A 24,549-nucleotide genomic window follows, 5' to 3' on the forward strand; every position below is an offset into this window, starting at 1 on the left:
CCTGCCCGGTTCGCGACTGCGGGGCTCGCAAACCCGACTCACTCCTCGCGCTCAGCGAGCCACCCACCGTTCGCGACTGCGGGGCTCGCAAACCCGGCTCACTCCTCGCGCTCAGCGAGCCACCCACCGTTCGCGACTGCGGGGCTCGCAAACCCGGCTCACTCCTCGCGCTCAGCGAGCCACCCACCGTTCGCGACTGCGGGGCTCGCAAACCCGGCTCACTCCCCTCGCGCTCACGACGCCTCCCCGAAGGCCACGTCGCTGGCCAGCACGGCCGCGCCGGCGACGCCGGCCCGCGGGCCGAGTTCGGACAGGACGACGGGCAGGTTGCCGGTGGCCAGCGGCAGCGACCGGCGGTAGACCACGCTGCGGATCTCGGCCAGCAGGATGTGGCCGAGCTGGGCGAGCCCCCCGCCGATCACGATCATCGAGGGGTTCGCGAAGCTCACGAGCCCGGCCAGCACGCCGCCGACCCGCCGGCCCCCGTCGCGGATCAGCTGGATGCAGGTCACGTCCCCCTCGACGGCACCCTCGGCGACGTCCAGGGCGGTGACCAGCCCGTTCGCCGCCAGGCGCTCGGCGAGCGCGGGTGAGAGCCCGCTGCGGGCGGCGGCCGTGGCGTCCTTGGCCAGCGCGGCGCCGCTGAACAGCGCCTCCAGACAGCCGATGTTGCCGCAGGAGCACATCGGGCCGTGCGAGTCGACCTGGATGTGGCCGATGTCCCCGGCGCAGCCGTCGGTGCCCCGGTAGACCTCGCCGGTGAGGTAGATCCCGCAGCCTATGCCGGTGCCGATCTTCACGAACAGGAAGTCGTCGACCGAGTGGGCGACGCCGCCGTGCCGCTCGCCGATCGCCATGATGTTCACGTCGTTGTCGACCACCGCGGGGCAGCCGTGCTCGCGGGTGAGCAGCTCGCGCACCGGGAAGCGGTCCCACCCCGGCATGATCGGCGGCGAGACCGGGACGCCGTCGCGGAAACTGACCGGCCCGGGCACGCCGATGCCGACCGCGTCCAGCCGCTCGTACGCGCCGTCCACCTTGGCCTTGTGCAGGAGCTCGTTGACCCGCTGGAGGGTTCCCTTGGGCCCGGACCGGATGTCGGCCGGCTCCGCGTACGCCGCGACCGGTTCCAGCCGGCCGTTGACCACCTCGACGTCGATCGAACTGGCGCCCAGGTCGACGGCGGCGAACCGCAGGCGCGGGTCGAGTTCGACGAGGGTGGACCGGCGCCCGCCGCGGGAGGCGGCCAGCCCGGCCTCGGCCACGTAGCCGAGGCTGACGAGCCGTTCGAGTTCCGCCAGGAGCCGGGGGCGGGGCATCTGCAACCGGTCGCCCAGCTCCGCCCGGGACACCGGTCCCTCGTCCCGCAGCAACCGCAGGAGGCGTACGTGCAGCGGTTCCTCCGTCCGCACCGGATTTCACCTCCGCATCGCGGTCGATGTGTTGTGCCCGACACAGTAGGAGCCTTCCGCGCCGCGTGTCCAGAGCTTCAGCCATTCTGATCCCAACTTTTGTCCGAACGAACAAAAGCTAATAGTGGATCAAGGAAAGGGCTCCGCCCGGCACACGGCGAGCGGCCGCCCGGTCGGGCGGCCGCTCGGGGCCGTGCGGAATCGCGTACGCGCTGGTCAGCCGCGTCGCTTCTTGCGGAGCTTGCGGTCGTCGCGCAGCTCGACGTAGGGCTCCTTGTCGGCCGGGTGACCCGCCGTGATGGCCCGGCTGCGCTCCAGCTCGGCGTCGAACTCCGCCCCGAGCAGGATCGCGATGTTGGTGAGCCAGAGCCAGATCAGGAAGACGATCACCCCGGCCAGCGCCCCGTACGTCTTGTTGTACGAGCCGAAGTTGCCCACGTAGACGGCGAAGAGGCCGGACACCACCAGCCAGACGACCACGGCCAGGACGCCGCCGGGGCTGACCCACCGGAAGCCACCGTGCCGGGCGTTCGGCGAGGCCCAGTAGAGGATCGCGAACATCAGGCTCACCAGGATCAGCAGCACCGGCCACTTGGCGATGCTCCAGACCGTCACGGCGGTGGAACCCAGCCCGATCGCATTGCCCGCCGCTTCGGCGAGGCGGCCGGTGAAGACCACGATCACCGCGCTGACCAGCAGCATCACGCCGATCACCGCGGTCACGCCGATCCGGGTCGGCAGGGTCTTCCAGATCGGCCGGCCCTCCGGCACGTCGTAGATGGCGTTGGACGCGCGCATGAAGGCCGCGATGTACCCGGAGGCGGACCAGAAGGCGGCCAGCAGACCGAGGACGGCGGCGAGGCTCGCCAGCCCCCCGGACTTCTGTGCCTGGTCGATCGCCTTGTCGAGGATCTCCTGGATGGTGCCCACCGGGACCGCCTGGTCGAGGGTGTTCTTGACCGTCTCGGTGGTGCCGGCCCCGAGCAGGCCGAGGACGGAGACGAGCACGAGCAGGCCGGGGAAGATCGAGAGCACCCCGTAGTAGGTCAGCGCCGCCGCCCAGTCGGTGAGGTTGTCCTCCTGGAACTCCCGCACCGTGCGCCGCAGCGTGGCCTTCCACCCGGTGCCGGGCAGCTTGGTGGGGCTCTCCGGGCCCTCGTCGGGCCCGACCGGTCCTCGATCCCGGCGCCCGCTCGCCGAGCGCCCGGCGTCGTCGCGGTCACCCCCGCTGTGCGGGGCGTCGTCGCGGTCGCGGCGGTCGGGAGACTCGTCGGAGGCCATACGCCCCTCCTCATCCTCGGCGGTGTCCTCCGGACATGCCCCGACAGAGGCGGCACGTAACCAGCTACTTGTAGAGCAACCTGCCCATCCGACGCGAAGCCACCAACAGCCCCACCGCCATCGCCGCGAGCAGGTAGAGCACGTCGAGCAACCACGACCAGCCGGCGGTGCCCAACGCGACGCCCCGGACGAGGTGCACCGCGCGGTAGAGCGGCGTGACCTCCACCAGCCAGCGCAGCACCGCCGGGTAGGCCTCAGCGGGCACGAAGGTGCCGGAGAAGAGAAACAGGGTGAACTGCGCCGAGCCCATCAGGTCGAAATCCTGCCAACTGCGCATGAACGTGGCCAGGGCCATGCCCAACGCGCCGAACGCGAAACCGACCAGCACCGCGGTCGGGAAGGCGGCCGCCGCGCGGGCGACCGTGGTCAGGTCCAGCGCGGCCATCACCACGAGGAACGCGCCGGAGTAGGCGGCGCCCCGCAGCATCGCCCAGCCCAGCTCGCCGAGGGCGATCTCGAACGGCTGCACCGGGGTGGCGATCACCCCGTCGTACAGCTTCATGTACTTCATCTTCCCGAAGAAGTTGAAGGTGGTCTCGGCCAGCGCCCCGGTCATCGCCGACGACGCGAGCATCGCGGGAGCCACGAACGCCGCGTAGCTGACCAGCTGCCCGCCGGGCAGGGTGAGGTCGCCGACCAGCGCGCCGACACCCACACCGATGGAGAGCAGGTAGAGCAGCGGCTCCACGAACCCGGACACGAGCAGCAGCCAGTAGACCGACTTCAGGGCCGCCACGTTGCGCTCGGCCACCGAGACCGAGCGCCGGGACGCGGCCGAGACGTCGACCAACCGGGGAAGGACCAGGCTGACCACGACACCCCTCCTAGACGACGAGCCGGCGACGGAACACCCGGCGGGCCACCAGCGCACCGCCGAGCAGCCAGGCCCCGAGGTAGAGCAGGTGACCGACGACCGACCACTGTGGCGCGACACCGAGGGTCGCGGACCGGCACAGGTCCACCGCGTGCCAGAGCGGCGTCACGTACGCCAGCCAGCGCAGCGCCTCGGGCAGGCTCTCGACCGGGAAGAACACCCCGGCGAAGAGGGTCATCGGGATGACCGCGAAGCGGAACAGCATCGCCAGCCAGCTGTCGCTCGACACCGCCGCGGCGTACGCGAAGGTCGGCGCGGCGACGGCCAGGCCGAGCAACCCCGCGACCGGCAGCGCGGCCACCGCCCACGGCGAACGCAGCGCGCCGAAGACCCCGGTGACCAGCAGAAACGCGGCGATCGTGGTGAGCACCCGGAAGAGCACGTAGAGCAGGTGGCCGGCCAGGATGTCGCCGACGCGCAGCGGGGCCGCGCTCTGCGCGTAGTAGGTTTTGATCCACTGGAAGTTGCTGAACACCGGCCAGGTCGCGTCCCCGATCGCCACCTGCAGCGCCGTCGACGCGATGAGCCCGGGCACCAGCCAGTCGAGGTAGGGCACGCCGTCGACGCCCTGGTCGATGTAGGCGCCCACGCCCACCCCGAAGCCCAGCACGGTGAGCAGCGGCAGCAGGAAGGACGAGAAGACGCCGGCCCGCCAGGTGCGCCGGTAGCCCACCAGGAAGTAGTGGAGCACGGCCAGGGCCGGCATCCGCGGCGGCGAGGGCCGGTGCCGCTCCCGCGTCGACGGCGTCAAGTCCACCACGACCACCACCCCCCCGCCGTCCGTCCGCTGTGGCCTTCCTACCCCGGGGGTACGACAGGCCGCAGCCACCCTACGGCGGGGCGGGGAGGGTGTCGCGGCAGTTTCCGCCGCCTACACGTGAGCGGGCCAGGGCCCGGACCAGTGACCGGAGCGCGTAGCCGAGCAGCAGCAGCCCGGCACCGGTGCCCACCACGAGGCCGGCGGAGACCGCGGTCGCCAGCCCCGTCACGAGCCCGGCGAGTGCCACCGCGCACATCGCGAACCCGAGCGGCCGCAGCAGCGGATCGCCCAGCAGCGGGGCGAGCGGGAAGAAGTGCAGCCCCACCACGGCGCAGACCAGCACCGGGACGTACGCCGACCAGCCGGCCGCGGCGAGTACCGCGGCGCCGATCCCGGCGAGCGCCAACTCGGCGACGACGATCAGCAGGTAGCGGCGGTCGCCCGTCCGGTCACGCGGCCCGGCGTCCGCGCCCCGGGAACGGGCCGTCACGACGCCGCCGCCCACGGCGGTGAGCAGTGCCGCCAGCGAGCCGGCCACCAGCACGCCCCGCAGCGGTTGGTCCGCGGCCGGCACGCTGAACCAGATGGTGGCGAAGATGCCGAGGTAGAGCGCCCCCAGGCCGTACCGACGCCGCTGACGGATCTCCGTGACAGACATGCGCGCCCCCCGCTCGTCACACCCCGCCGGAGGTGACCGGAGGGGTCTGGCGATGCTACGGGCAGTCGTGCCGGCACGCCCGCCGGGCCCCTCAGTCGACCAGCGTGCGGCCGGTGAGGTGCAGGAAGACGTCCTCCAGGCTGCTGCGCCGGACCAGCACGTTGGCCGGGGTGAGGCCGAGCCCCTGCACCTCGGCGACCGCCGCGTCGCCGTCGGCGACGTAGAGCAGGACCCGGTCGGGCAGCACCTCGACGCGCTCGCCCAGGCCGTCGAGCTTGCCGGCGAAGGCCTCCTGCGACTCGGCCGCGAAGCGCAGCTCCACCACCTCCCGGGTGGAGTAGCGCTCGATCAGGGCCCGGGGCGAGCCCTCGGCGACGATCCGGCCCCCGTCCATCACGACGAGCCGGTCGCAGAGCTGCTCGGCCTCGTCCATGTAGTGGGTGGTGAGGACCAGCGTCACACCCTGCTGCTTGAGCCGGAACAGCCGCTCCCAGACCAGGTGCCGGGCCTGCGGGTCGAGCCCCGTGGTCGGCTCGTCGAGGAGCACGATCTCGGGTTCGTTGACCAGGGCGCGGGCGATGGTGAGCCGGCGCTTCATGCCGCCGGAGAGCGGCTCGACCTTGCTGTCGGCGCGCTCGGCGAGCTGCACGAAGTCGAGCAGCTCGGCCGCCCGTTCCCGGGCGACCCGGCGTGGGATGCCGAAGTAGCGGGCGTACGTGGTCAGGTTCTCCCGCACGGTCAGCTCGGGATCGAGATTGTCCAGCTGGGGGCAGACCCCGAGCCGGGCGCGGATCGCCGGCCCGTCGCGGACCGGATCCATGCCGAGGATCCGCAACTCGCCCGCGCTCGGCGGGGAGACACAACCGACCATCCGCATGGTGGAGGACTTGCCGGCGCCGTTGGGCCCGAGGAAGCCGAACGCCTCGCCCGGCAGCACCTCGACGTCGATGCCGTCGACCGCGGTGAAGTCGCCGAACCGCTTCACCAGCCCTCGCGCCTGGATGAGTGGTCGAAGCGTGGTCACGGCCCGACCCTAGCCGCCGGGTCCGACAGCTCCATCCCATTTACCGCCGCCGCGACGTCCCCGCACGTGCCGCATCGACGTGTATCGTCCCTTTGTGTCGCCCACCCGTTCCTCCGACGGTCCGCCGGCCGACGCCGGCCAGGGCGCGGGCGTGCGCCCGGGCACGGACGAGCCGCTGACGGCCCGGCGGTCCGGGCCGCCCCGGCCCGCCACCGCGTCCAGTCTGGAGACCACAATCGAGGCGGGCGACGACGCCGGCCGGCAGCCGGGCACCGGGGCGACGCCGGAGGCTCCGGGCCCGACGCCCGACCTGGCCGCCCAGTTCGAGGACGAGAAACCCGGCCGGGTGCTGTCCGGCGCGGTCGGGCTGCTCTTCGGCGCGGTGGCGCTGGTGGTCGGCGCGCTCGCGCTCTGGCAGGTCTTCCGGCCACTGCCGCAGGGCAGCAAGTACTACCTGATCCTCTTCCTCGCCGGCGTCCTGCCGCTGGTCTTCCTCGCCTACCCGGCCGGCCTGCGGCTGCCGCCCCGCCTCCGCCGCCGTACGCACCCGACCGGCACGCGAGCCGCGGACCCCGCCGAGGGGCCGCCCCGCCTCAACCGACCCACGGCCGCGGACTGGGCCCTGGCCGTGCTGGCCCTGGTCGCGTGCCTCTACCCGGTCCTGCCGATCCCGATAGGCTCCGGTGGCGGCGGCTACGACGCCTTCCTCGACCGGCAGGGTCTGCTCGTCCCCGCCGACCTGGTGCTCGGCACCGTGCTGCTCCTGCTGCTGCTGGAGGCGTGCCGGCGGACGACCGGCTGGATCCTGCCCGTGTTCTGCCTGCTGTTCCTCGCCTACGGCTACTACGGCGGCCTGCTCCCGCAGTCCTGGCCGGTCGCCCACGCCGGGCTCGACTTCAGCCAGCTGGTCGACGCCTTCTACAACTCCGACAGCGGCTTCTACGGCACACCGCTCGACGTCGCGGCCTCGTACATCGTGCTCTTCACCATCTACGGCGCGGTGCTCGACCTGTCCGGCGCGGGCCGGTTCTTCGTCGACCTGTCCGCCGCGGCGTTCCGCCGGTCCCGTACGGCGGCCGGCCGGACGGCGGTCGCGTCCGGGTTCCTGCTCGGCACCGTCTCCGGCTCCGGCGCCGCCACCACGGTCAGCATCGGGGCGGTGACCTGGCCGATCCTGCGCCGCGCCGGCTACCCGGCCGAGCGGGCCGGCGGCATGCTGGCCGCGGCCGGGGTGGGGGCGATCCTGTCCCCGCCGACACTCGGCGCGGCGGCGTTCATCATCGCGGAGTACCTGAACGTCTCCTACCTGCAGGTGCTCGGCTGGGCGACCGTTCCCACGGTCCTCTACTACCTCGGCATCCTGCTCTCCGTCGAGATCGACGCCCGGCGCTCCGGCGTCCGTCCGGTGACGGTCGACGCGGCGTCGCCGTGGCGGCTGCTCGCCCGGTTCGGCTACCACTTCGCCTCGCTGCTCGTCATCGTCGCCCTGCTCGCGGTCGGCCTGTCCGCGACCCGTGCCGTGGTGATCGCCACCGTGCTGGCCGCCGCGCTGTCCTTCCTGGACCGGGCCCACCGGCTCACCCCGGGCCGGCTGCTGGCCGCCCTGGTCAACGGCGTACGTGGCGTGCTGGCCGTGACCGCCGTCTGCGCCGCCGCCGGCATCATCACGGCGACCACCACGAAGACCGGCCTCGGTCCACAGGCCGCGGCGCTCTTGGTGGACGGCGCCCGGGCGGTGACCAGCGACCCCGCCGCGGTCCTCGTGCTCACCGCGGTGCTCGCCGCGGTCGCGCTCACCCTGCTGGGGCTCGCCGTTCCGGTCACCGCGTCGTTCGTGATCGGCTGGGTGATCATCGGTCCCGCGCTGCTCGACCTGGGCGTGACGGCGCCGGCGGCGGCGATGTTCGTCTTCTACTTCGCCGTGCTCTCCGAGGCGTCCCCGCCGACCGCGCTGGCCGCCGTCGCCGCGGCCGCCGTCACCGGCGGCCGGCTGGTGCCGACCATGTGGCAGACGCTGCGCTACGCGTTGCCGGCGTACCTCACGCCGATCGCCTTCGTCATCACGCCCGCGGGGCTCGGCCTGCTCGGCATCGGCGGCCCGGCGCGGATCGCCGTGGCGACGGTCGTCGTGGCGCTCAGCGTCGCCCTGCTCGCCGTCGCGGCCGGCGGCTGGCTGCCGGGCGTGGGCCCGGCCGGCGTCCCCGAACGACTGCTCGCCGCCGGCGCGGGCCTGGTCCTGCTCCGGCTGGAGGCACTGCCCGTGGCGATCGGCGTGGGGCTGGCCGTCCTGGCCGTCGCGGGTGTGCTCGTACGACGCGGAACCGCCCGCCGTCCCGGCGGACAGGCCCGATCAGCGGTGGAGCTCAGGGAGGTAGGACAGTGAGCGGAAAGACGGTTCGGCTCGCCGCGGGCGCGGGCGTGCTCGCCCTGGTGACGGCGGGAGCGGTCGGCTGCGGCGGCAAGCAGGGCGGCGCGGCCCGGGACGACGCGGCCAGCGAGGTCACCTGCGAGGTGACCCGGGACACCCGGGTCGGCATCGCGACCGGCAACGCGACCGGCGTCTACTACGTGGTGGGCAACGCCCTGGCGGGCCAACTCTCCGACGCCACCGGAGGCCGGCTGACCGGCACGGCCGCCGAGACCGGCGCCTCGGTGACCAACGTCGAGCAACTGGTCGCCGGCCAGTACGACGTGGCGTTCTCGCTGTTCGACACGGCGGTCAACGCGGTGCAGGGCAAGGACAGCTTCAGCGCCCCGCAGCCGGTCGCCGCGCTGGCCCGGATCTACGACAACTACACCCAGGTCGTGGTGCGCAACGACGCCGGCATCGCCTCGGTGGCGGACATGCGCGGCAAGCGGATCTCCACCGGCTCCCCGAAGTCCGGCACCGAGGTGATCGCCAACCGGCTGCTCGCGGCGGCCGGCCTCGACCCGGCCAAGGACGTCCAGGCGCAACGGCTCGACCTCACCAAGACCGTCGAGGGGATGAAGGACGGCAGCATCGACGCCTTCTTCTGGTCCGGCGGCCTGCCCACCGGCGGTGTCACCGACCTGTTCACGACCGCCGGCGACCGGGTGCGGTTCCTCGACATCACCCCCCTGCTACCGAGGATGGCCGAGCTGAACCCGGCCTACCAGGCCGGCACGATCGGCCGGGACGCGTACCGCACGGCGTCGGACACCCCGACCATCGTCGTGCCGAACGTGCTGCTCGTCCGCACGGACCTGGACGCCAACGTGGCCTGCGCCATCACCCGGACCCTGTTCGACCGCAAGAACGCGCTGGTCCAGGCGAACCCGGCGGCGAACGGGATCAGCCTGGAGACCGCCCGGCGCACCGACCCGGTGCCACTGCACCGTGGCGCGGAGAAGGCGCTCACGGATCTCGGCGCCCGCTGACGCACGGTCGCGGGCCGCCTCGACGGGTCGCGCCCGCGGGGCTCCGGCGTCGCTCCCGACCGGCTCAGACGTCGGCGGGAGCGGTCGCCGCCCGGGCCTCGGCCACGAGCCGGTCGGTCTCGGCGACCACCTCGGCGTCGTCGACCGGCGTGCCCGGGTCGTAGCGGACCGTCCAGGTCAGACCGTCCACCCCGGGCACGCGCCGCGCGGCGATGCGGCCGGCGCCGCCGGGCACCGGGTGGTGCTGGGTGTACGCCACCGACCGGGTCACCCGGGCCCGCACCTGGTGCGGCAGGTCACCGGGATCGAGCAGCAGGTGCGTCGACGGGGCCGCGTCGGCGACCACCACGTAGTCGGCCCGCTCGGCCACCCGCTCGGCGGCCGTGACGGTCAACTCGCGCCCCGACCAGACCGCCTTGAGCACCTCGTCCCAGCCCAGCCGGGCCGGACGGCCGGGCAGCCACAGCCCCAGGGTGCTCGCCACGAGGACGCCCCCGCCGTCGCCGGCCGCCGCCCACGCCAGCACCCGCTCGTCGGGTTGCAGCGGCGGCCGGTCGGCCGGGCGCAGCTTGGGCCGGCGGTTGAACAGTCCCATCCCTACAGCCCTCCCGCGGCCTGCTCGCGCAGCGCCCGGGCGTGCTGCTCCAACGACAACAGCTCACCGAAGAGCGCGAAGTACTCGTCCTTGTTGCTGACCGGGTTGATCCGCTGGATCCGGGACTTCAGGTCCTTGATCCGGCCGGTCACCGACCCCCACTGCAGCCGCGCCATGGTCACCGACACGTACCGCGGATCCGGGTCGCCGTCGATCCGCAGCGGTTCGACGGCCAACTCGGCCACGAGGGCCTGGGCGGCGAGGTCGGCGCAGGCGTCCCGCACCGACTCGATCCACACCGCGCCGCCGGTGGCCGCCGCGGCGCCACCGGCCGACGCGATTCCCTCCCGCACGGCGACGTGGACGGGGTGCCGGTACTCCGCGGCCTCGACCGCGTCGAACATCGGCCCCGCGAGCACCGGCTGCTGGAGGGCGAGCTTCAACGCCTCCCGCTCGACCATGGACTGCGGGCTGTCGACCGCCGGTTCGGCCGCCGGTCGGGGCGCGGCGGCGGGCGCCTCCCGGCCGGCGGGAGCGGACGCGGCGGCCAGCACGGCCCGCTGCACCGGCTCGATCTCCATGCCGAGGTCGCCCGCGAGCTTGCGCACGTACTCCGGGCGCTTCTCGCGGTCCTTCAGTTTGGCGACCAGCGGCGCGGCACGGCGCATCGCCTCCACCCGGCCGTCGACCGTGTCCAGGTCGTAGCGGCTGATCACGTGGCGCAGCGCGAAGTCGACGAGCGGCTCGCGGCGAGCGACCAGGTCACGGACCGCCAGGTCGCCCTTGGCCAGCCGCAGCTCGCACGGGTCCATGTTGTCGGGGCTGACCGCGATGAACGTACGCCCGACGAAGCGCTGGTCGTCGTCGAAGGCGCGCAGCGCCGCCTTCTGGCCGGCGGCGTCCCCGTCGAAGGTGAAGATGATCTCGCCGGCGACCGCGTCCGTGTCGAGCAGGAGCCGGCGCAGCACCCCGATGTGGTCGGCGCCGAACGCGGTGCCGCAGGTGGCCACCGCGGTCGGGACGTCGGCGAGGTGGCAGGCCATCACGTCGGTGTAGCCCTCCACGACGACCACCTTGCCCTGCTTGGCGATCTCCCGCTTGGCCTGGTCGATGCCGTAGAGGACGTGCGACTTCTTGTAGATCGGCGTCTCGGGCGTGTTCAGGTACTTCGGGCCGTCGTCGTCGTCGAAGAGCTTGCGGGCGCCGAAGCCGATCACGTCGCCGGTGAGATCGCGGATCGGCCAGAGCAGCCGCCGGCGGAACCGGTCGATGAGCGAGCCCGACCGCGCCGGGCGGGACAGCCCGGCGGTGACCAGTTCGTCGGCGGTGAAGCCCCGCTGGCGCAGGTGCCGGGTGAGCTGGTCCCAACCGTCCGGGGCGAAGCCGCAGGCGTAGCGCTCGGCCGCCGCACGGTCGAAACCGCGCTGGGCCAGGAACTCGCGGGCCGGCCGCGCGCCCGCGGTGGTGAGCTGCGACCGGTAGAACTCGACCGCGGCCGCGTGCGCCGCGACCAGCCGCTGCCGCTGCCCCTGCTGGGGGCGGCTGCGCGGCGCGGCCGAGCCGGACTCGACGTACCGCAGCTGGAGGCCGGCGCGGGCGGCGAGCCGCTCGACGGCCTCGACGAAGCTGAGGTGGTCGGCGTCCATCAGGAACTTGATGGCGTCGCCGCCCGCGCCGCAGCCGAAGCAGTACCAGACGTTGCGTGCGGGCGAGACGTTGAACGAGGGGCTCTTCTCGTCGTGGAACGGGCAGAGGCCCTTGAGGTTGCCGCCGCCCGCCGACCGGAGGGTCACCGTCTCGGAGATGACGTCCGCGATCGAGGTGCGCTCCCGGACCAGCGCGATGTCCTCATCCCGGATCCGCCCTGCCATTCGCCACCCCCTCGGCCCCCTATCCTGCCCTGCCGGACCGACGTTCCGCCGCCGGGGGCACGCCGGGTGAGCCGGATCGCGGGCGACTCGCCCATTCCGCCCCAGGCACCGACCCGCCACAGCGAGCATGGGCAGATGCGGAGGGGGAAGGGACGGGGAGCACGGTGGGGCCGGCTCGCCGGCCGGCTGGCCCCGAACCGGCCGACGGCGGTCACCGACGAGGCCGGTCACCGGCACGCCACCTGGTTCGAGCTCTTCTTCGACGTGATCTTCGTCTTCGCCCTGGCGGCCGTGGTGGACCGGCTCGGCGAGGACACGACTCCCCGACCGCACAGCGTGCTCGCCGTGTTCGGGCTCTTCCTGGTCGTGCAGTGGGCCTGGGTGGGGCACGCCTACTACACCACCCGGTACGAGGCGGACGACCTGCCGCACCGGTTGCTGCTGCTGCTCGCGCTGCTCGGCGCCGGAGCGATCACGCTCGGGGTGGACGAGGTGCCCACGGGCAACATGCTGCCGGTCGGCTACCTGATCGTCCGTGGCGTGCTGATCCTGCTCTACCTCCGGGGGCGCCCCGCCACGGGGGTGGCCCGAGCGGGCACCCTCGTCTACCTGATCGGATTCGGGATCGGCTGGCTGATCTGGCTGGCCTCGCTGGCCGTCCCCGGACATCTGCGGCCGGTGTTCTGGATCACCGGGACGGCGGTCGAACTCGTCACGCCCTGGGTCGGCTACCGCTGGCTGAGCCGGTGGCCGGTGGACGTCCGGCACCTTCCGGAGCGGGTCGGCCAGTTCGTCATCATCGTGCTCGGCAGCACGGTGGCCAACCTGCTCGCCACGGTGCCGGACCACCCGGACCGGAGGATGGCCCTCACGGCGGCGCTGGCCTCCATCGTGCCGGGCGCGATCTGGTGGATCTACGCCACCTTCGTCACCAGCGGCATCCCGATCCAGCGACTACGCGGCGGACAGCCCTACACCTACCTGCACTACCTGCTCGGCGGCGGCCTGCTGCTGCTCGGGTGGGCGCTCGGGCAGACGGTCCGGGCGATCCACGGCGACACGATCCTGACCAGGGAGGTGCGCCTGCTGCTCGCCGGCTCGGCCACCCTCTGGCTCGCCTGCGGGCTGGGCCTGTACTGGCTGGCGATCCGGGTCTCGCGCCGCGCCGCGCTGTTCGCCGGGTACGGCGTCGCCTCGGTCTGGGTGATCGTCCTGGCCGTCTCCTCGCCGTTCCTGGTGCTGGTGTTGCTGAGCGCGACGATCGCCGCGTACGCGGTGCTCTTCACCTACCTGTTGGGCAGCGAACGGCCGGACCAGGGGTTGGCGCTCACCGCTCCCGAGTGAGCGGCCGGCGGGCCGAGCGGATCGCCGCCGCGCGCCGCGCGGCGTTGGCGTTCACGCGGAGCGGCCCGCCCCGGTGGCGGCGTCGCCGATCCGCGGGAACGGCTCGATCGAGAAGACCACCTCGACCGGCACCTCGAAGTACGCGGCGATCCGCAACGCCAGGTGCAGGCTGGGCCGGAACTCGCCCCGCTCCAGGTAGCCGATCGTCTGGTAGTGCACGCCCAGCGCGTCGGCGAGCTGCCGCCGGGAGATCCCCCGCTCGGCGCGCAGCACCGCGATCCGGTTGTGCACGGTCTCGCTCATCGGCTCCCTCTCACGTGATCTGCCGCATCGCCCGCTCCCGGCGCGCGGCCACCCGCGAGCCCGACTCCCGGCGGGCCATCCGCCGCAGCACGATCGGCGCCAGCACGAGCCCGAGCACGGCCCAGGCGCCGAGCACGCCGAGCGTCTCCAGGTGCCGCCACGACCCGCCGAGTTCGACCGCAGCCAGCGCGTCCGGCAGGAGCGCGGAACGCATGCCCAACCCTAGCCAGTAGATCGGGAAGACCTGGGCGACGGCCTGGAGCCACCCCGGGTAACCGTTGATCGGGTAGAAGATCCCGGACAGCGCGATCAGCCCCATCATCGGGAGCATGACCAGCCCGAGGTTGCGCGGGTTCTCGATGAGGGACCCGATGACCGCGCCGATGGGCAGCGTGGCGACCAGGCCGATCACCACCACCACGAGCAGGGTCATCCACGCCATCACGCTGGTGAGCCGGAGCCCTTCGACGAGGAACAGCGCCGGCACGATCTGGATCACCATGCTCACCAGCGCGACCGTCGACATCAGAGTGAGCTTGCCGATCAGGTAGCCGAGCATCCCGTTCGGAGTGGCCTTCGCCCTCAGGAGCGTGCCGTCCTCGCGCTCGACGACGATCTGCTGGGCGAGGGTGATGAGGCCGCCGAAGGCGATCCCCATTCCGAGGACGCTGGGCAGCGTCCGGGAGCCGAGGGAGAAGCCGGTGCCGGGCACCGTGGCGCCGCGCATGAAGAAGATGGTGACCAGCAGGACCACCGTGGGGAAGACGTAGCCCCACACGTCCTGGGCGTTGGTGAAGCTGTTGCGCAGCTCGATGACGCCGCGCCGGACACCGGCCCGGACGGCCGCTCTGGTCGGGTTCATCCCTGGCTCCCCTGCTGCCACACCCGGGCCGCCGTGCCGCCCCGGACTCCGGATTCCTGCTCGTAGACCAGTGCCATGTACGCGTCCTCCAGGCTGGCCCGGCGCACCTCCAGCTCCTGCACGCCGTCGCCGTGCTCTCGGAGCAGGTCGCGGAGGAACGCGGTGGCGTCGGCCGTGGAGTGCACGAACCGCTGCCCGTCCCGCGTCCACCGGATCTCCACGTCGCCGGCCACCCGGCGGGCAAGCGCGTCCGGCGAGCCGTCGGCGATGATGCGGCCGCCGGCCAGGATGAGGATCCGGTCGGCCAGCTTCTCCGCCTCGTCCAGGTCGTGCGTGGTGAGCAGGATCGTGGTGTCGTCCAGGTCGGCGAGACGGTGCACCAGGTCGTGGAACTCGCGTCGCGCCGCCGGGTCGAAGCCGACGGTCGGCTCGTCCAGGAACAGCAGCTCGGGGCGGCCCACGATGCCGACGGCCACGTCGAGCCGGCGGCGTTGCCCGCCGGAGAGCTGGTTCACCCGCTTGCCCGCGTGGGCCGCGAGGCCGACGGTGTCCAGCAGGTCGTCCACCGGCCAGGGCCGGCGGACCCGCTCGGTGGCGTACGGGGCGTAGTAGGCACCCAGGTGGGCCAGCACCTCCCGGACCCGCCACTTGCCGTGGTCACGCCAGGACTGGAGCACCACGCCCATCCGGGCGCGCCAGCGCTCGTCGCCCCGGCCGGGGTCGACGCCGAGGACGCGGACCTCCCCGGCCGAGCGCATCCGGAAGCCCTCCAGGACCTCGATGGTGGTGGTCTTGCCGGCACCGTTGGGCCCGAGCAGCGCGAGCACCTCGCCGCGCCGGGCCGTGAAGTCCACGCCGTGCAGCACGTCGACGCTGCCGTAACGCATGCGCAGGTCGCGGACGTCGAGGACGAGGTCCTCGTCGGGCGGGTGCGGGGCCGCAGCGGCTCCCGGGAGTTCGACTGTCGTCATGGCCATCCCCGAGTTGGCGAATCACTGCGGCAAAATGTAGCACTCCTACTATACCTTGGGGTATACCCGCTCTCCGCCGGGGATGGCGGACGTCAGCGTTGGGGCAGGCCAGTGAAGGCGGATCCAGCGCCCGGGTGTCGGGCAGACCCGCCACCAGATCCAGGCCGGCGGCCACCTGGAGCGCACCGAGCCCGAGGCTGGTCGCCGAGCCGAACACGGTGGCGAACACGGCCAGCAGGTCGACGGCCCGGCCGATCGCGCCGTCGGCCCGGGACCCGAGGAGCGGCTGGAAGGCGGCCGAGATGCGGTTGCCCCGCCCCTTACGGGAGGCCGAGTAGGCAAGCGCCAGCGCGGCGAGCGGGCTCGCACACGTCCGACCCGCCGACGCCCGGCCGGCGGGCGAGGGCCGTCAGGCGGCCACGGCCTCCTCGGCCTCGGCCTGCCGCTTCCAATCGGGCTTGCTGGCCCGCCAACCCTCGTCGTCCATCCCCCGGCGCCAGTAGCCGGAGATGGAGAGCATCTCGCGGGGCACGCCGCGCTCGATCCTCAGCAGGCGGCGCAGCTCCTTGACGAACGTCGCCTCACCGTGCACGAACGCGTGCACGGCGCCCGCCGGGAAGTCCAACGCCCGCACCGCGGCCACCAGCGCCTCGCCGACCGGCCGCTCGCCCCGGTGCAGCCAGATCAGGTCGACGGCACCGGGCGAGCGCAGCGGCTGCTCCTCCGCCGGCCCGCTGGTCTCGACCAGCACCCGGGCCGGGGCGCCGTGCGGCAGCCGCTCCAGCGCCGCGGCGATCGCGGGCAGCGCGCTCTCGTCCCCCACCAGCAGGTGCCAGTCCGCCTCGGGGCTCGGGGCGTACGCCCCACCGGGCCCCACGAAGTGCACCGGGTCGCCGGGGCGCAGCGCGGCCGCCCACGGCCCGGCCAGGCCCTCGTCACCGTGGTGCACGACGTCCACGGTCAACTCCCCGGCCGCCGCGTCCCACGCCCGCACGGTGTACGCGCGCATCCGGGGCCACTGCGCGCGGGGCAGCTCGCGACGGATCGCGTCCAGGTCCAGCGGGGTCGGATAGGCCACGCCGGGCTGCGGGAAGACCACCTTGATGTAGTGGTCCGTGAACTCACCCACCGGCAGCCCGGTCAGCTCCTCGCCGCCGAGCACCAGCCGGATGAGCTGCGGGGTGGGCCGCTCGGTGCGCAGGACCCGAACGGACGTGACCTTGGTACGACGCTCCGCCATGCTGGTTAGGCTACCCTAACTAGTCGGCGCGCCGATCGGGGGTGCGCCACGGGTGACCAGGCGTCCGTGCCAGGCCATCGCCGCCGGGTCGGTGAGCGAGGCCACCTGGTCGACCACCACGCGCAGCCGGGCCGCGTCGTCCGGAGCGGCCCGCCACAGCGGGGCGAAGACCGGATCCAACGCGTCCGGCGCGCGGGCCACCAGGGTGGCGACCAGCTCGGCGAGGATCTGCCGCTGCCGCTCGTACCGGTCCCGCGACCCGGGGCGGCGCATCACGTAGCGCAACGCGATCCCCTTCAGCAGCGCGCACCGGGCCCGGACGGGCCGCGGCACCACGAGATCCGCCGCGTACCGGCGGTGCGGGCCGGGACCGTACCGCTCCTCGGTGGCGGCCACCGCGGCCGAGACGAAACGGCCGGTCAGGACGCTGGTGGTGGCCTTCAGCGCGGCCTGCGCCCGGTGGCTGCCGTCGTACCCGGCCAGCGGCGCGAGCACCGGATCGGCCAGCAGGTCGACCAGCACCTCGCCGAGGGCGGCCAGGGACTCACCGGAGTAGGTGGCCGCCACGTCCGCGCAGAGCGCGGCCCGCTCGTCGGCGTCGGCCAGCAGCGGGCGCAGCGAGACGTACCCGCCGTGGATGCCGTCCTCGACGTCGTGCACCGAGTACGCCACGTCGTCGGCCCAGTCCATCACCTGCGCCTCCAGGCAGCGCCGGTCACCGGGCGGCGCGCCCGCCCGGATCCAGCCGAACACGTCGGCGTCGTCGGCGTACACACCGAACTTGCGCTGCCCCGGGCGACGCGGCCACGGGTACTTGCCGACCGCGTCCAGGGAGGCGCGGGTGAGGTTCAGCCCCGCCGAGGAGCCGTCGGGCGCCAGCACCTTCGCCTCCAGCCGGGTCAGCACCCGCAGCGTCTGGGCGTTGCCCTCGAAGCCGCCGCACGGGCTCGCCAGCAGGTCCAGAGCGGCCTCGCCGTTGTGCCCGAACGGCGGGTGCCCGAGGTCGTGCGCCAGCCCGGCGACGTCCACGACGTCCGGGTCGCACCCGAGCCGGGCACCCATCTCCCGGGCGATCTGCGCCACCTCGAGCGAGTGGGTGAGCCGCGTACGCAGGAAGTCGTCGGTGCCCGCGGTGTGCACCTGGGTCTTCGCGGCGAGCCGGCGGAACGCGGCCGAGTGCAGCACGCGGGCGCGGTCCCGCTCGTACGGCGACCGGCCCTGGCCGGTGTCCTTGGCGGGCTCGGCCACCCGGCGCTGCGCGTCCGGCCCGGCGTCGGGAGGCGGGCCGCTCAACCGGTCACCGGCCTGGGGTCTGTGTCGAAGTCCTCGGTCGAGCCGAGGCGGAGTCCAGGCGGCGATCCGGCAAGGCGGGGTTTCGGACGGATTCCGCTGTGGTGTCCGGCCGAAGCGCCAACGCCGCCGGTCGTCGTCTGGGCCCGCCGCAGGCCGGCCAGGGACTTCGACACAGGCGCTAGTCCCGCTGCGGGAGCACGCAGAACTCGTTGCCCTCGGGGTCGGCGAGCACCGTCCAGCCGGCGTCGCCCTGGCCCACGTCGACGTGCCGGGCGCCCATGTCGACGAGCCGCTCGACCTCGGCCTCGCGGTCGGCCGGGCGCAGGTCGAGGTGCAGCCGGTTCTTCGTCTCCTTCGCCCCGGTCACCGGCACGAAGACGATGCCGGGGAGACGCTCCGCCGACTGGCGGATCTCCACCTCGTCCGGCTTCTCGCTGACGACCTGGTAGCCGAGGGCCTCGGCCCACCACCGGGCCAGCCGCGGCGGATCCTGCGCGTCGACGGTCAGGCTCTCCCAGACGCTGGTCATGCAGCCACCCTTCCGCATCGACGTGAGTACGAGCGAGCCAAGATTACGCCCGCGACCGCCGTACGGCGCGCCGGCGACCCCGCCGGCGCCGGGCTGGGCCGCGGACGGCGGACCGGTGCCCCGGCCCGCCGCCACGCCCGTGACCACCCGCTCAGCGGCTGTCCGAGCCGGCCGTCTCCACGGCCGCCCGGCCGGCCTCCAGCCGCGCCACCGGCACCCGGAACGGCGAGCAGGAGACGTAGTCCAGCCCCACGGAGTGGAAGAAGTGCACCGAGTCCGGGTCGCCGCCGTGCTCGCCGCAGACGCCGAGCTTCAGCCCGGGCCGAGCTGCCCGGCCCTCCTCGGCGGCGATCCGCACGAGCCGGCCGACCCCCTCGGTGTCGATCGACTCGAACGGCGAGATGCCGAAGATGCCGAGCTCCAGGTAGCGCCAGAAGAAGGCGGCCTCCACGTCGTCGCGGGAGAAGCCCCAGCCCATCTGGGTGAGGTCGTTGGTGCCGAAGGAGAAGAACTCGGCCGCCTCGGCGATCTGCCCGGCGGTCAGCGCCGCCCGGGGCACCTCGATCATCGTGCCGATCAGCACCTCGACCCCGCTGTCCCCCACCACCTCGGCGATGATCTTCTCGGCCTCGGTGCGTACCGTCTCCAGCTCCTGCACGGCGCCGACCAGCGGCACCATGATCTCCGGGCAGGCCGACCCGCCCTCGCGGACGACAGCCACGGCGGCCTCGGTGATCGCGCGGACCTGCATGGCGAACAGCCCGGGGATCACCAGGCCCAGCCGGACGCCGCGCAGGCCGAGCATCGGGTTCTCCTCGTGCATCCGCCGCACCGCGGCGAGCAGCGCCTCCTCCTTCGCCACGTCCTCGCCGCGCTCCTGCGCGACGGCCACGTCGACCGCGAGCTGCTCCAGCGGAGGCAGGAACTCGTGCAGCGGCGGGTCGATCAGCCGGACGGTGACCGGGAGGCCGTCCATCGCCCGGAAGATCTCCACGAAGTCGGCCCGCTGCAACGGCAGCAGCGCGCCGAGGGCGGCCTCGCGCTCGTCGTCCGTGCGGGCCAGGATCAGGCGCTCGACCAGCTCCCGCCGGTCGCCGAGGAACATGTGCTCGGTCCGGCACAGGCCGATGCCGCCGGCACCGAACCGCCGCGCCCGGGCCGCGTCCTCCGCGGTGTCGGCGTTCGTCCGCACGGCCAGCCGCCGCCGCTGGTCGGCGTGCGTCATGATCCGGTGTACGGCCCGGACGAGCGGATCGTCGGTCCGCTCCGGGTCGAGGGTGCCCTCGAAGTACTGCACGACCTCGGAGGGCATGACCGGCACCTCACCCAGGTACACCTTGCCGGTGGTGCCGTCGACGGAGATCACGTCGCCCTCGTTGACGGTTCGCCCCGCGACCGTGAACCTCCGCTGCGGGACGTTCACGTCCAGCTCGTCCGCGCCGGAGACGCAGGTCTTGCCCATCCCCCGCGCCACCACGGCGGCGTGGCTGGTCTTGCCGCCCCGGGAGGTGAGGATGCCCTTGGCCGCGATCATGCCGTTGAGGTCGTCGGGGTTGGTCTCGCGGCGGACCAGGATCACCGACTCGCCCTGGCCGGCCAGCTCGACGGCACGGTCCGAACTGAACACGGCCTTGCCCGACGCGGCACCCGGCGACGCGCCGACGCCCTTGGCCACCGGCTCGAACTCGTGGTCGAGACGGAACCGCGGGAACATGAGCTGGGCCAGCTGGGCGCCGTTGACCCGGTGCAGCGCCTCGTCCAGGTCGATGAGGCCCTCGTCCACGAGCTGGCCGGCGATGACGAACGCGGCGGCCGCCGTACGCTTGCCGACCCGGGTCTGGAGCATCCAGAGCTTGCCGCGCTCGATGGTGAACTCGATGTCGCAGAGGTCCTTGTAGTGCTCCTCCAGCCGGGCCATGTAGCTGAGCAGCTCGTCGTACGACGTCTTGTCGATCCGCTCCAGCTCCTGGAGGGGGACGGTGTTGCGGATGCCGGCCACGACGTCCTCGCCCTGCGCGTTGGCCAGGTAGTCGCCGTAGATGCCCTGGGCACCGCTGGAGGGGTCGCGGGTGAACGCCACGCCGGTGCCCGAGTCCGGTCCCAGGTTGCCGAAGACCATGGCCACCACGTTGACGGCGGTGCCCAGGTCGGCGGGGATGCGCTCCTGCCGGCGGTAGACCACCGCCCGCTCGGCGTTCCACGACTCGAAGACGGCCCGGATGGCCAGGTCGAGCTGCTCCCGCGGCTCCTGCGGGAACTCCCGCCCGGTGTGCTTCGCGAAGATCTTCTTGTACGCGTCGACCAGCCCCCGCAGGTCGTCGGCGTCGAGGCCGAGGTCGTCGGTGGTGCCCTTGGCGCGCTTGGCCTCGTCGAGCGCGTGCTCGAACTCCTCGCCCGGCACGTCGCAGACGGTCTTGCCGAACATCTGGATGAGCCGCCGGTACGAGTCCCAGGCGAACCGGTCGTTCCCGCCCGCCTGGGCGCTGAGCCCCACCACGCTGCGGTCGTTGAGGCCCACGTTGAGGACGGTCTCCATCATCCCGGGCATGGAGAACTTGGCCCCGGACCGGACGGAGACGAGCAGCGGGTCGTCCGGGTCGCCGAGGCGCCGGCCCATCTCGCGCTCGAGTGCCTCCAGGCGGGCGGCGATCTGGCCGGCCAGCCCGTCCGGCTCCTGACCGGTGGCGAGGTACGCCTTGCACGCTTCAGTGGTGATCGTGAAACCGGGCGGGACCGGCAGGCCGAGGTTGGTCATCTCGGCCAGGTTGGCCCCCTTGCCGCCGAGCAGGTCCTTGAGGTCCTTGTTGCCCTCGGCGAAGTCGTACACGTATTTGTGATCGACCATCTCTTGCGCTGCCACCAGAGCCTCCCACGCGCGCCATTGACACTTAACGAAGGTTCAGTTCGGACATACCCCGGGACCGACCACCGGTAATCCCGGCGTCGTCAGTGGTCGGTGGGCGAAGGTTAAGCGAACATCGCGGGGCCTGGGACCGTTCGGTGACAATTGGCACAACCGTCACCACTATCCGCGTCCGTACCGGTTTTTGGGAACGCTTCCACGCGCACGATCACGCAATCCCACCCTCCGCCGTACCCTTGATGGCACTGGTTTTCGCTGAACCTGACCATTGCCATATCCCGCCCAAATACACCCGGAGCCGTCGCCGTGCCGACCATCCCCACCACCCCTTCCGAGACCGGTCCCGACCCGGTCGGCGGGCCGGGACCGACCGCCCGGCCGACCACCGAGGTCACCCCCGGAGCGGAGCCGTCCGTGCCCGCCGCCCAGGTCGCCGCGGGTGCGGAGTCGTCAGTCGCGCAGCCCTCGGCCGCGGAGCTGGCTCGCGCCGCCGCCGAGCTGGCCGGCGGCCTGATCGCGCCGCCCGCGCCCGTCCGCCTGGGCGACGTCGTCCCCGCCCCGGAGCACGTGACGCCCGACCCGGCGGCCGACTTCACGCTCACCGGCGACGAGGCCATCCGGGTCGACCCCGCCGGGCGGGACGTCGCCGAGCAGCTCGCCGCGCTGCTGCGGCCGGCCACCGGCCACCCGCTGCCCGTCGCCGACACCACCCCCGGGCCGGACGGCCTCCTGGCGCTCACCCTCTCCGGCGCGCCGCTGGACGCCGGCGCCACCGGTGCCGACCTGGGCGCCGCTAGCGGTGCCGACCTGGGTGCCGAGGGCTACCGGCTCGACGTGACCGCGAACGGCGTGCGGATCGTGGCGGCCACCCCGGCCGGCCTCTTCTACGGGGTGCAGACCCTGCGCCAACTGCTGCCGCCGGCCGTCGAGAGCCGTACACCCGTCGCCGCACGCTGGACGCTGCCCGGCGGGTCGATCGTCGACCGGCCGCGGTACCCGTACCGGGGCGCGATGCTCGACGTGGCCCGGCACTTCTTCCCCGTGTCCGACGTGCTCCGGGTCATCGACCACCTGGCCCGGTACAAGCTGAACCACCTGCACCTGCACCTCACCGACGACCAGGGCTGGCGGATCGCGGTGCCCGGCTGGCCGCGGCTCGCCACGGTCGGCGGGGTGGGCGAGGTCGGCGGCGGGCCGGGCGGGCACTACACGGCGGACGACTACCGCCGGATCGTCCGCCACGCCGCCGCACGCCACGTCACCGTCGTGCCCGAGGTCGACCTTCCCGGGCACACCAACGCCGCGCTCGTGGCGTATCCCGAGCTGGCGCCCGACCGTGTCGCGCCGCCGCCGTACACCGGCACCGAGGTCGGCTTCAGCTACGTCGACCCGGCGAGCGAGCGGACGTACGACTTCGTGGCCGACGTGCTCGCGGAGCTGGCCGCGCTCACCCCCGGCCCGTGGCTGCACATCGGCGGCGACGAGGCGTTCAAGGTGAAGGGGGCCGCGTACACGGGCTTCGTCGAGCGGGTGCAGGCGATCGTGGCCGCCACCGGCAAGACCGTCGTCGGCTGGCACCAGATCGCCCCCGCGGCGCACGCCGACGGGCGGGTGCTGCAGTGGTGGGGCACCACCGGCGACGACCCCGTGACGGCCGAGGCGGTACGCCGGGGCGCCCGCCTCATCGTGTCGCCCGGCAACCACGCGTACCTCGACATGAAGTACGCCCCGGACACCCCGATCGGGCACGACTGGGCCGGTCTGATCGACGTACGCAAGGCGTACGACTGGGATCCGGGCAGCCACGTCGCGGACGTATCCGCCGAGGCGGTGCTCGGCGTGGAAGCCCCCCTCTGGACCGAGTCGGTGACGTCGCTTCCGGAGATCGAGTTCCTGCTCTTCCCCCGGCTGCCCGCCGTGGCCGAGCTGGGCTGGTCGCCCCGATCGACGCACGACTGGGCGGGGTTCCGGGCACGCCTGGCCGGGCACGGGCCGCGCTGGACCGCCGCCGGGATCACCTTCCACCGCGCACCGGACGTCCCGTGGCCGGCGGAACCGGACAGCCCGGCCGCCACCACGCCGGCGATCCCGGCCCAACCGGGCCCGGACACGGCGACCGAACCCGTCTGACCGCTGATCGACTCGTGTTCCGGGGTCGCGCTGTCCCGCCCGTCCGGAGGGCGGGACTTCCGGGAAGTCGAGTCGATCACGCACGAAGGGCGCTGCGGCGGCGCGACCAGGCAAAGACCTCACCACCGACGCCGAACACGCAGCATGATCGACTCCATTCCGCCGATGTCACGGGGTCCCCGAGCGCCGGACACCGCCACATCGGCGATCCGGTGTCGATCAAGCGCGCCGGGGCGAGTGACCGACTCCGGTCACACCGAGTGGCGGCGTCCCGGATTCACGTGATCGACTCGATTCCGCCGATCTGGCGGGTCACTGCGCGCCGGGACACCGCGCCCCATCGCCCGGCCGTCAGGCCCCACGCCGCCCCCACCGGCATGATCGACTCCGGTTCCGGGAAGTCGCGGCATCCCGCCCGTCCAGACAGCACGACTTCAAGAAAGTCGAGTCGATCACGCGAAGACCGGACCCTGTCGGTGGAAGTGTCCGGGCCAGCCCACTCCGGGCCGGCGAGCCGACTATGCCCGGTCGATCAGTGACATGGCCTGCGCCCCGGAACGTCCGGGGCCGTCGAAGCCCCGGAGCCGGCGAGCCGACCGCACCCCCGGTCGATCGCCCGGAGATGGCGCGCCATTCGGACTGTCCGGACCGTCGCAGGTCCGGGCCGGTGTGCCCACCGTGCCCGTCTGTCCGGGTGGCGGCATGCCCGCTCGGGGCGGATGTCCGGTTTGGGGACGGGTGTGCCGTGGGCGGGGTCACCCCGGTGGTGGAATCATGGCCCGGCCCGGGTCGTTGAACATGGTCGCGCCGCCCACAGCACCATCCCAGGGCGGCCACCCCGGGAGCCAACCGCCCCGCCGGCGGAACACCCCGCCGCCCCGCATCGTTGACTCCCCCCGGAGCCACCCATGGACCTGGCCGCGGAACATCCCGCCGGCCCCCACGGTTGACTCCCCCAAGGCCACCGGCAGCCCGGTGGCGCTGGCGGAATGCCAGCCCCACCCGGCCCGTTGAACCCCCGAACACGGGCCACCCCCCGGCGGAATGCCGGACCGGCCCCCACCGTTACACCCCCGGGTC

At 73.3% G+C, this 24,549-nt stretch carries 19 protein-coding genes and 1 pseudogene; 4 read left to right on the top strand and 16 right to left on the bottom strand.

The features are described 5' to 3' along the window. Window positions 1-233: 233 nt before the first annotated feature. From D7193_RS16435 to D7193_RS16460, 6 genes are all read right to left on the bottom strand, one after another. On the bottom strand, window positions 234-1,412 hold the full coding sequence (locus D7193_RS16435) for an ROK family protein (RefSeq protein WP_120780312.1): 1,179 nt from the start codon (window positions 1,410-1,412) through the stop codon (window positions 234-236). Between the two features lie 216 nt (window positions 1,413-1,628). Continuing rightward, entirely contained in the window at window positions 1,629-2,693 is a 1,065-nt protein-coding gene (locus D7193_RS16440) for a YihY/virulence factor BrkB family protein (protein ID WP_120780313.1), read from the bottom strand. Window positions 2,694-2,757: 64 nt separating this feature from the next. Beyond that, window positions 2,758-3,567, bottom strand: coding sequence for an ABC transporter permease (locus tag D7193_RS16445; RefSeq protein ID WP_120780314.1), 810 nt, complete (start codon window positions 3,565-3,567; stop codon window positions 2,758-2,760). Window positions 3,568-3,577: 10 nt separating this feature from the next. Then, window positions 3,578-4,333 (bottom strand): ABC transporter permease, encoded by a 756-nt coding sequence (locus tag D7193_RS16450; protein ID WP_120780436.1) that lies wholly within the window; start codon window positions 4,331-4,333, stop codon window positions 3,578-3,580. Window positions 4,334-4,457: 124 nt separating this feature from the next. Continuing rightward, window positions 4,458-5,045 (bottom strand): hypothetical protein, encoded by a 588-nt coding sequence (locus D7193_RS16455; protein WP_120780315.1) that lies wholly within the window; start codon window positions 5,043-5,045, stop codon window positions 4,458-4,460. 91 nt (window positions 5,046-5,136) lie between these two features. Next, the gene (locus D7193_RS16460) at window positions 5,137-6,069 is read right to left on the bottom strand and encodes an ABC transporter ATP-binding protein (RefSeq protein WP_120780316.1); all 933 of its coding nucleotides are present in this window, start codon (window positions 6,067-6,069) and stop codon (window positions 5,137-5,139) included. Between the two features lie 94 nt (window positions 6,070-6,163). On the opposite strand from D7193_RS16460, the gene D7193_RS16465 reads away from it, so the two are divergent. Next, window positions 6,164-8,452 (top strand): TRAP transporter permease, encoded by a 2,289-nt coding sequence (locus D7193_RS16465; protein WP_377456165.1) that lies wholly within the window; start codon window positions 6,164-6,166, stop codon window positions 8,450-8,452. Continuing rightward, entirely contained in the window at window positions 8,449-9,468 is a 1,020-nt protein-coding gene (locus tag D7193_RS16470) for a TAXI family TRAP transporter solute-binding subunit (protein WP_120780317.1), read from the top strand. Before D7193_RS16465 ends, D7193_RS16470 begins: the two co-directional genes overlap by 4 nt. A gap of 64 nt (window positions 9,469-9,532) precedes the next feature. Here D7193_RS16470 and D7193_RS16475 read toward each other — a convergent pair whose 3' ends face one another. Together D7193_RS16475 and dnaG are read right to left on the bottom strand one after the other, a co-directional pair. Next, window positions 9,533-10,063 (bottom strand): hypothetical protein, encoded by a 531-nt coding sequence (locus tag D7193_RS16475; protein WP_120780318.1) that lies wholly within the window; start codon window positions 10,061-10,063, stop codon window positions 9,533-9,535. Window positions 10,064-10,065: 2 nt separating this feature from the next. After that, complete coding sequence (gene dnaG / locus D7193_RS16480) at window positions 10,066-11,934, bottom strand: DNA primase (RefSeq protein WP_120780319.1); 1,869 nt, start codon at window positions 11,932-11,934, stop codon at window positions 10,066-10,068. 135 nt (window positions 11,935-12,069) lie between these two features. Here dnaG and D7193_RS16485 point away from each other — a divergent pair, with 135 nt between their 5' ends. Next, complete coding sequence (locus D7193_RS16485; RefSeq protein ID WP_120780320.1) at window positions 12,070-13,278, top strand: low temperature requirement protein A; 1,209 nt, start codon at window positions 12,070-12,072, stop codon at window positions 13,276-13,278. 51 nt (window positions 13,279-13,329) lie between these two features. Here the strand turns inward: D7193_RS16485 and D7193_RS16490 are convergent, their stop codons facing one another. The 8 genes and pseudogenes from D7193_RS16490 to ppdK form a co-directional block, all read right to left on the bottom strand. Continuing rightward, on the bottom strand, window positions 13,330-13,581 hold the full coding sequence (locus tag D7193_RS16490; protein ID WP_120780321.1) for a helix-turn-helix transcriptional regulator: 252 nt from the start codon (window positions 13,579-13,581) through the stop codon (window positions 13,330-13,332). A gap of 10 nt (window positions 13,582-13,591) precedes the next feature. Continuing rightward, complete coding sequence (locus D7193_RS16495) at window positions 13,592-14,443, bottom strand: ABC transporter permease (RefSeq protein WP_120780322.1); 852 nt, start codon at window positions 14,441-14,443, stop codon at window positions 13,592-13,594. Then, complete coding sequence (locus D7193_RS16500) at window positions 14,440-15,414, bottom strand: ABC transporter ATP-binding protein (protein WP_120780438.1); 975 nt, start codon at window positions 15,412-15,414, stop codon at window positions 14,440-14,442. Before D7193_RS16500 ends, D7193_RS16495 begins: the two co-directional genes overlap by 4 nt. Before the next feature lie 121 nt (window positions 15,415-15,535). Then, a pseudogene (locus D7193_RS16505) lies at window positions 15,536-15,772 on the bottom strand (BCCT family transporter); the annotation flags it as partial. Window positions 15,773-15,823: 51 nt separating this feature from the next. Further along, entirely contained in the window at window positions 15,824-16,654 is an 831-nt protein-coding gene (locus tag D7193_RS16510; RefSeq protein ID WP_120780323.1) for a siderophore-interacting protein, read from the bottom strand. A gap of 15 nt (window positions 16,655-16,669) precedes the next feature. Beyond that, complete coding sequence (locus D7193_RS16515; protein WP_120780324.1) at window positions 16,670-17,947, bottom strand: deoxyguanosinetriphosphate triphosphohydrolase; 1,278 nt, start codon at window positions 17,945-17,947, stop codon at window positions 16,670-16,672. A gap of 178 nt (window positions 17,948-18,125) precedes the next feature. Further along, a complete protein-coding gene (locus D7193_RS16520; protein ID WP_120780439.1) occupies window positions 18,126-18,476 on the bottom strand; it encodes a VOC family protein in 351 nt (116 codons plus the stop codon). Between the two features lie 151 nt (window positions 18,477-18,627). Continuing rightward, complete coding sequence (gene ppdK, locus D7193_RS16525; protein ID WP_120780325.1) at window positions 18,628-21,336, bottom strand: pyruvate, phosphate dikinase; 2,709 nt, start codon at window positions 21,334-21,336, stop codon at window positions 18,628-18,630. A gap of 309 nt (window positions 21,337-21,645) precedes the next feature. On the opposite strand from ppdK, the gene D7193_RS16530 reads away from it, so the two are divergent. Continuing rightward, complete coding sequence (locus D7193_RS16530; protein WP_120780326.1) at window positions 21,646-23,469, top strand: beta-N-acetylhexosaminidase; 1,824 nt, start codon at window positions 21,646-21,648, stop codon at window positions 23,467-23,469. Window positions 23,470-24,549: the final 1,080 nt, after the last annotated feature.

The sequence above is a fragment of the Micromonospora costi genome (genome assembly GCF_003626655.1).
Lineage (GTDB): Bacteria > Actinomycetota > Actinomycetes > Mycobacteriales > Micromonosporaceae > Micromonospora > Micromonospora costi.

Bases quoted from the DNA above. Each gene is read 5' to 3' on its own strand.
- D7193_RS16440 (WP_120780313.1), bottom strand. From the start codon at position 2,693: ATGGCCTCCGACGAGTCTCCCGACCGCCGCGACCGCGACGACGCCCCG.
- D7193_RS16450 (WP_120780436.1), bottom strand. From the start codon at position 4,333: ATGCCGGCCCTGGCCGTGCTCCACTACTTCCTGGTGGGCTACCGGCGC.
- D7193_RS16455 (WP_120780315.1), bottom strand. From the start codon at position 5,045: ATGTCTGTCACGGAGATCCGTCAGCGGCGTCGGTACGGCCTGGGGGCG.
- D7193_RS16475 (WP_120780318.1), bottom strand. From the start codon at position 10,063: ATGGGACTGTTCAACCGCCGGCCCAAGCTGCGCCCGGCCGACCGGCCG.
- dnaG (WP_120780319.1), bottom strand. From the start codon at position 11,934: ATGGCAGGGCGGATCCGGGATGAGGACATCGCGCTGGTCCGGGAGCGC.
- D7193_RS16485 (WP_120780320.1), top strand. From the start codon at position 12,070: ATGCGGAGGGGGAAGGGACGGGGAGCACGGTGGGGCCGGCTCGCCGGC.
- D7193_RS16490 (WP_120780321.1), bottom strand. From the start codon at position 13,581: ATGAGCGAGACCGTGCACAACCGGATCGCGGTGCTGCGCGCCGAGCGG.
- D7193_RS16495 (WP_120780322.1), bottom strand. From the start codon at position 14,443: ATGAACCCGACCAGAGCGGCCGTCCGGGCCGGTGTCCGGCGCGGCGTC.
- D7193_RS16500 (WP_120780438.1), bottom strand. From the start codon at position 15,414: ATGACGACAGTCGAACTCCCGGGAGCCGCTGCGGCCCCGCACCCGCCC.
- D7193_RS16510 (WP_120780323.1), bottom strand. From the start codon at position 16,654: ATGGCGGAGCGTCGTACCAAGGTCACGTCCGTTCGGGTCCTGCGCACC.
- D7193_RS16520 (WP_120780439.1), bottom strand. From the start codon at position 18,476: ATGACCAGCGTCTGGGAGAGCCTGACCGTCGACGCGCAGGATCCGCCG.